Origin of the sequence: Pseudomonas sp. FeS53a (assembly GCF_000931385.1) — a bacterium.
Classification (GTDB): Bacteria; Pseudomonadota; Gammaproteobacteria; order Pseudomonadales; family Pseudomonadaceae; genus Metapseudomonas; species Metapseudomonas otitidis.
In genome coordinates, this window is sequence record NZ_JYFT01000033.1 from 1 (window position 1) to 6,585 (window position 6,585).

Annotated in this window: 3 protein-coding genes and 1 pseudogene; 1 reads left to right on the top strand and 3 read right to left on the bottom strand. The window is 67.8% G+C overall.

The genetic code is table 11. The features are described 5' to 3' along the window. The 3 genes and pseudogenes from SZ55_RS09160 to SZ55_RS09170 all read right to left on the bottom strand — a co-directional run. Nucleotides 1-323, bottom strand: a pseudogene (locus SZ55_RS09160) (energy transducer TonB); the annotation flags it as partial. A 1,217-nt stretch (nt 324-1,540) separates the two neighbouring features. Beyond that, nucleotides 1,541-2,446, bottom strand: a complete 906-nt coding sequence (locus SZ55_RS09165) for a TauD/TfdA dioxygenase family protein (protein WP_044404528.1) — start codon at nt 2,444-2,446, stop codon at nt 1,541-1,543. A 36-nt stretch (nt 2,447-2,482) separates the two neighbouring features. Continuing rightward, nucleotides 2,483-4,825, bottom strand: a complete 2,343-nt coding sequence (locus SZ55_RS09170) for a TonB-dependent receptor (protein ID WP_044404530.1) — start codon at nt 4,823-4,825, stop codon at nt 2,483-2,485. Between the two features lie 361 nt (nt 4,826-5,186). On the opposite strand from SZ55_RS09170, the gene SZ55_RS09175 reads away from it, so the two are divergent. Beyond that, a complete protein-coding gene (locus SZ55_RS09175) occupies nt 5,187-6,116 on the top strand; it encodes a LysR family transcriptional regulator (protein WP_044404533.1) in 930 nt (309 codons plus the stop codon). Nucleotides 6,117-6,585 lie beyond the last annotated feature (469 nt).

Below are 6,585 nucleotides of genomic sequence, written 5' to 3' on the forward strand. Positions count from 1 at the left end.
GGCTCAGGGGGCGGCGGCTCCACCACGGGCGGGGCCGGTGTGGTGAATTCGATGGTCATCGGCGGCACCTGGGGCGGCACCTCGGGCAGCGGCGGCGTGGGCTTGCTGCTGACCCAGTAGAGGACGCCGGCATGCAGCACCAGGGCGAAGGCCCCCAGCAGCCATGCCTCGCGGCGACCGAGCACGCGGGCCTGGCCGCTGCGGAAGCGGGAGGCGGCCAGCGCCTGGCGCACCTGCACGCCCAGGTCGCGCACCTCACCCGGCGCGCGCACATCAGGCCACGGCAGGCCACTTGCGCTGTCGGCCTTGAGGACATTGCCCATCGGCAGGACTCCTGGTTGAAGAAACCGGCCGGGGCCGGTGAACGAAAACGGGCGGCTGGGCCGCGTGAGGGCCGATCCAGAGCGGTCGGCCACGGCGGGAATGATTGGTTCGGAGGCTTATCCCATAAAGTAATTTTTAATGATTTTGTAATTACTTTAGGGAATATAAATTTCTAAATAATTGATTAATAAAGAGTTTTAAAAACCGATGCTTTGGCGGCATTGAAAATATGCCGGGAAGGCATCGAAAGACCGCGCAGGCGACGGTTTGGGATGAACGCCGTGTCGGGTGGACGTCGCTTTTCACGCCCACCCGCGGTGTTGCAGGTGGCGCCAGCGGTGGACCGGTGAAGTAGGGCCCACACCGCCGATCCGCAGCCAGCCACAACGATGGGCTTCGCACAGCTCAGCCCATCCTGCGGACGGAGCGGGCCCGTAGGATGCGGTGAGCTCGGCGAACCGCATCGATGCGTGACAGCAGGGGCTACCGTAGCCCGGGCTTCAGCCCGGGAAGCTGCACGGAATTCATCGAATACCCCCGAGCGAGTGGGAGCGGTTTCAACCGCGATGGGCGCAACCGCAGGAGCGAGCTCTGCTCGCGAAGCATCAGCCCCGAGGCCGAGTCGCGGGGGCCTCCCCGGACTGAAGTCCGGGCTACGGCGGGGATCGGTGAAGCGAGGTCCCTACCACCGATCCGCAGCCAGCCAAAACGATGGGCTTCGCACAGCTCAGCCCATCCTACGGACGGAGCAGGCCCGTAGGATGCGGTGAGCTCGGCGAACCGCATCGATGCGTGACAGCAGGGGCTACCGTAGCCCGGGCTTCAGCCCGGGAAGCTGCACGGGATTCATCGAATACCCCCGTGCGAGTGGGAGCGGTTTCAACCGCGATGGGCGCAACCGCGGGAGCGAGCTCTGCTCGCGAAGCGTCAGCCCCGAGGTCGGGGAGCGGGGCCTCCCGGACTGAAGTCCGGGCTACGGCGGGGATCGTTGAAGCGAGGTCCACGCCACCGATCCGCAGCCAGCCACAACGATGGGCTTCGCACAGCTCAGCCCATCCTGCGGACGGAGCGGGCCCGTAGGATGCGGTGAGCTCGGCGAACCGCATCGATGCATGACAGGGGTGTGGAGGTGGTTCAACCGCGATGCAGGTGCTGATCGCGAACGAGACCGGGGAGCCGCAGGGCGACGAGCGTCGCCCGGCGGAGGGTGGCGGGGTCAGCCCTTGCGGGTGGTGCGGCTGCGCTGGCCGTCGATGCCCACCGGCACGTCGCCGGCCAGGGTCACGCGGCGGACGATGCGCGGCTGGGTGTCGTAGTCGTCGACGGCGTAGTGCTGGGTGGAGCGGTTGTCCCAGATGGCCACGTCACCGGGCTGCCAGCGCCAGCGCACGGTGTTCTCCAGGCGCGTCACGTAGCCCTGGAGGACGGCGAAGATGTGCGCCGAGTCGGACTGGGACAGGCCCTTGAGTCGTTTGACGAAATGCCCCAGCAGCAGGCTGCGTTCGCCGCTGACGGGGTGCACGCGCACCACCGGGTGCTCGGTCTCGTAGACGGTGGAGGTGAACACCTTGCGGTACTCCTCCAGCTTTTCCACCGGGGCATTGGGGCGCACGCCGGCGTAGTCGTATTCGTTGCTGTGGATGGCCCAGAGCTTGTCGGCCAGCTCGCGCAGTTCGCCCGGCAGGTCGTTGTAGGCGGTGGCGGTGTTGGCCCAGACGGTGTCGCCGCCGGCGGCCGGGGCCACCACGTTGCGCAGGATGGAGGCCTTGGGGTAGGCGTCGACGAAGGTCACATCGGTGTGCCAGGAGTTGGCACGCTGGCCTTCGGCGCCGTCGAGCTGGAGCAGGTAGCGGGTGCCTTCGCGCACCGGCACGGTGGGGTGGGCGACGGGGTCGCCGAGCAGCTTGGCGAAGGCCTCCTGGCCCTGGTCGTCGAGGTGCGTCTGCCCACGGAAGAAGATCACCTTGTGACGGACCAGGGCGGCCTGGATGGCGTCCACGGTGGCGGCATCCAGCTCGGCGGAGAGGCTGATGCCACGGATCTCGGCGCCGATGCGCCCGGCGATGGGGTGGATGTCCAGCTGGATCTCGGGCTGCTGGCTGGCCAGTGCTGCGTTGCTCATGGTGCGGTCCTCGCGTTGGGTGGGTGCTGCTGGGGGTCAGAAGTCGTAGCGCAGGGAGACGCCGGCGGTGCGCGGGGCGCCCACCGAGGCGGTGTAGGCGCCGTTCAGGTAGGCGAAGGCGCTCAGGTAGTAGTCGGTGTCGGTGGCGTTGCGCACCCAGATGGAGGCGTCCACCTGGCCGTCGCCCAGGTCGCGGCGCACGCCGGCCGAGAGGTTGACCAGGCCGTAGCCGTCGATCTTGGAAAGGTCGGAGTTGTCCAGGGTGCCTTCGGCCTCGGAACGGTACGAATAGCTGGCGGTGAGGTAGGGCTCGATGCGGTTCTCCAGCTGCCACTTGTATTCGCCGCTGAGGTTGGCGATCCATTTCGAGGCGCCGACCACGCGTTCGCCGGTGAGGTCGCAGGTGGCCGGCGCGCCGGGGGCGGTGCTCACCTCGCCGGGGCACGGGGCGTCCTTGAAGCTGAGGTAGGTGACGTCGTTGTAGGAGCCGTTGAAGTTCAGGGTCAGGCCGCGCACGGGCAGCGCGGTGGCTTCGAACTCCAGGCCGCGCGAGCGCACGCTGCCGGCGTTGGCCAGCACCTGCACGACGTTGGGGGAGCCCGGCGCCTGGTACAGGGTGGTGGCCTGGTAGCCGTGGATGCCGGTCCAGAACAGGTTGGCGTTGAGCAGCAGGCGGCGGTCGAGCAGCGTGCTCTTGAAGCCCAGTTCGGCATCGTTGGCGCGCTCGGGGCCGACCAACAGCGAGTCGGCGCCGGCCACCGGGGCCGAGCCCACGGCCAGGTTCACCCCGCCGGATTTCTCGCCATGGGCCAGGGAGGCGTAGCCCAGCAGGTCGTCGTCGAATTTGTAGGCCAGGTTCAGCAGGAAGGAGGGCGCGGCGTTGTGCAGGCTGAGGTCGCCCGAGTCATAGGCCCCCAGTTGCGCCGCGCGGATGGCGGCGGCCTGGCCGGTCACCGCCGCACCACCGACCGGTGCGAAGCGCTGCACGTTGGCGTCCTTTTCCTCGTAGGTGCCGCGCAGGCCGGCGGTGAAGTCGAGGCGGTCGGTGAGGTGCCAGGTGCCCTGGGCGAACAGCGCGTAGCTGTCGGTCTCGATCTTGCCGTTGGCCTGGGTGCTGACGTTGTTGATGGCGCCCAGGTTGGCGCCGAGCAGGAACAGGTCGGCCCGGGAGCCGTAGTCGGTGAAGGTCTTGTTGCCCAAGTTCTGGTTGAACACGTAGGCACCGACCACGTAGTCGAAGGCGCCGCCGGTGGGCGAGGCCAGGCGGATCTCCTGGGAGAACTGGCGGTCGTGCACTTCCACGCCGGTGTTGAGCAGCGCCGGCACGTTGAGGCTCTCGTCGTTGGCCGGGGTGAAGTGCCAGTAGCGGTAGGCGCTGATGGAAGTCAGCTTGTAGCCACCGGCGAGATTCCAGTTGGCTTCCACCGAGCTGCCGCCCTGGTGCACGCTGACGTTCTGGCGGCCGTCGATGTTGACCTTCTTGTCGTCCGGGTCGCGCACCGGCGAGGCACCCGCCAGGGCCGCGCGCTGCCAGTAACGGGCCGGCGCGCCGTAGACCACCATGGTGCCGGTGCTCGAATCCTCCTCGTTGTAGTCGTTGATCCAGCGCAGGCTGAAGTCCTCGTTGGGCTCGAAGAGGAACTGCCCGCGCACGCCCKGGCGTGCGCCGCCGTTGAGGTCGTTGCCGTCGTGGATGTTCTTGATGAAGCCGTCGTCACGGGTGCGGTAGGCCGACAGGCGGGCGGCGAGGGTTTCGGTGAGGGCGCCGTTGACCGTGCCCTTGGCCTGGAAGTAGCCGTCCTGGCCGCCGGAAACCTCCACCGTGCGCTCGGGGCTGAAGGTGGGTGCGCGGGTGCTGATGTTGAGCACGCCGGCGGTGGTGTTCTTGCCGAACAGCGTGCCCTGGGGGCCACGCAGCAGTTCCAGCTGCTCGATGTCCAGCAGGTCGAACACCGCCATGCCCGGGCGACCGAGGTAGACGTTGTCGAGGTAGACCCCGGCGCTGCCTTCGAGGCCGTCGCTCGCCGGATTGTTGCCGATGCCGCGCACCGCGACGCTGGACTGGCGGGCATGGATGAAGGCGACGTTGACGCTGGGCAGCACCTGCTGCAGGTCCTGCACCTTGTAGATGCGTTGGGCTTCGAGGTTTTCCCCGCCCAGGGTGGTGATCGGCGTGGGGACGTCCTGGGCGTTTTCCTCACGGCGACGGGCGGTGACGGTGACCTTCTGCAGGGCCACGTCCTCCTCGGCCTTCGGGTTGTCGGCAGGCCGCTCGGCGGCCCAGGCGGGGGCGCTGCCGAAGGCCAGCAGCAGGGCCAGGCTAGCGTCGAGGCGGCGCAGGGTGAAGGGCGGTCGCAAGGCGGTACGGCGGTTTCTCATGATCGGTTCCTTGGCATCGGGCCCGGCGCCGGGCCGAGCGGGGCCACGTCACCCAGGCGGGCAACGGCGGCACGGTGTTCAGGGAGTGCGGGGGCGGCGCGGGGCACTCAGCCGCCGGGGCGGTGCCTCAGCGACACCCCATCCGGACGGACATGGGGCACGGGCACGGCGGCAAGGCGATGGGCATGGCAAGCGGTTTCATGGTGCAGGTCCCCCTCTGGGCTGGGCCATATGCTTATTCCATTTAAATCTTATTTATATATTTAAGCTTCGTTGACGGAATAAGAGCCTGCATTTAAAACCAGCCCCCAGAGGCCGGCAAATGCCTTCGCCCTATATTTTCGATGCCGGAAGAGCATGTATGGACCTGCGCCAACTCCGTTACTTCGTCGCCCTTATCGAATACCGCAGCTTCGTCCGCGCGGCCGATGCCATGGGCATCACCCAGCCGGCCTTCAGCCGCAGCATCCAGGGCCTGGAGCAGGCGCTGGGCTGCCAGCTGGTGGACCGGGGCAACAAGGACCTGCGCCCCACGCCGGAGGGCCAGGTGGTGCTGCAGCACGCGCTGCGCCTGGTGCAGGGCGCCAGCAACCTGGTGCACGAGATCAACCAGATGACCAAGCTGGACGCCGGCGAGCTGCACTTCGGCTGCGGCCCGGCGCCGGCGGCGAGCCTGGTGCCGGATGCGCTGGCAGCGTTCATCCGCCGCCATCCACGGGTGAATGCGCGCTTCGAGGTGAACAACTGGGAGACCCTGGGCCGTTTGCTGGCGCGGGAGGAGATCGAGTTCTTCATCGCCGATATCCGCCAGTTCGAGACCGACCCGAACTTCCAGACCCGCGAGTTGAGCCCGCGCCGGGGGCGTTTCTTCTGCCGGGCGGGGCATCCGCTGCTGGCCAAGGACAGCCTCTCCACCAACGACCTGTTCGACTACCCGCTGGCCGCCACGCGGTTGCCGGCGGGGGTGCGCAAGCTGCTGGCCGGCTTCAGCGGCAAGGCCGATTTCAGCCTCAACGTGGAATGCGAACACGTGCCCGCGCTGGTGCAAGTGGTGAGCCAGACCGATGCGGTGGGCCTGGCCATGCTGGAAACCCTGGCGCCCCACCTGGAGCGCGGCGAGCTGGCGCTGCTGGGCTTTCGCAACCTGCCGGAGAACCTGGACAGCCTCTCCGCCCGCTGCGGCATCGTCACCCGCACCGGCTACCGCCTCTCCCCCGCGGCGCGGGCGCTGATCGAGATCATCGTCGAGCGGGACCAGGCCGACGCGGCGCCAGAACGCCAGAGCGCCTGACGGACGCGCCCCGTGGGGGTTCCTGTCGGTGGACTGAGGCCCGCCCTACGAATCGGTGCGCAGAGGCAAGCGTAGGATGGGCTGAGCTGTGCAAAGCCCATCGTTGCCGGGCGCCCGGGGTTCGATGCGGTTCGCACAGCTCACCGCATCCTACGGACGGTGCCCAGGCGCCTGAGCGGCGGCCCGCCGGTCCGTTTTCGGGGCCAACCGTGACTCCGTCGGTGGGCTGAAGCCCACCCTTGTATCTCGACTACAGCCCCACCCCAGGGGCATAGTCCCCGACTGATCATCGGGGGAGGGATAGGAAGCCGTGCCCACCCTTAGGCCGCGAGCCTGCAACGTAGATAGTGCTCCGCCCCTCCACACTCACTCGAACAGCCCGAACGGTATCCAGAGCTTCGAGCTCGCATTCACAAGGTTGGGCCGGGTGCAGTGATGATCGCGTCTGAACGGATCGAGAGGAGAATCC

Excerpts from the sequence above, each read along its gene's own strand:
- SZ55_RS09165 (WP_044404528.1), bottom strand. The coding sequence starts at position 2,446 with ATGAGCAACGCAGCACTGGCCAGCCAGCAGCCCGAGATCCAGCTGGAC.
- SZ55_RS09175 (WP_044404533.1), top strand. The coding sequence starts at position 5,187 with ATGGACCTGCGCCAACTCCGTTACTTCGTCGCCCTTATCGAATACCGC.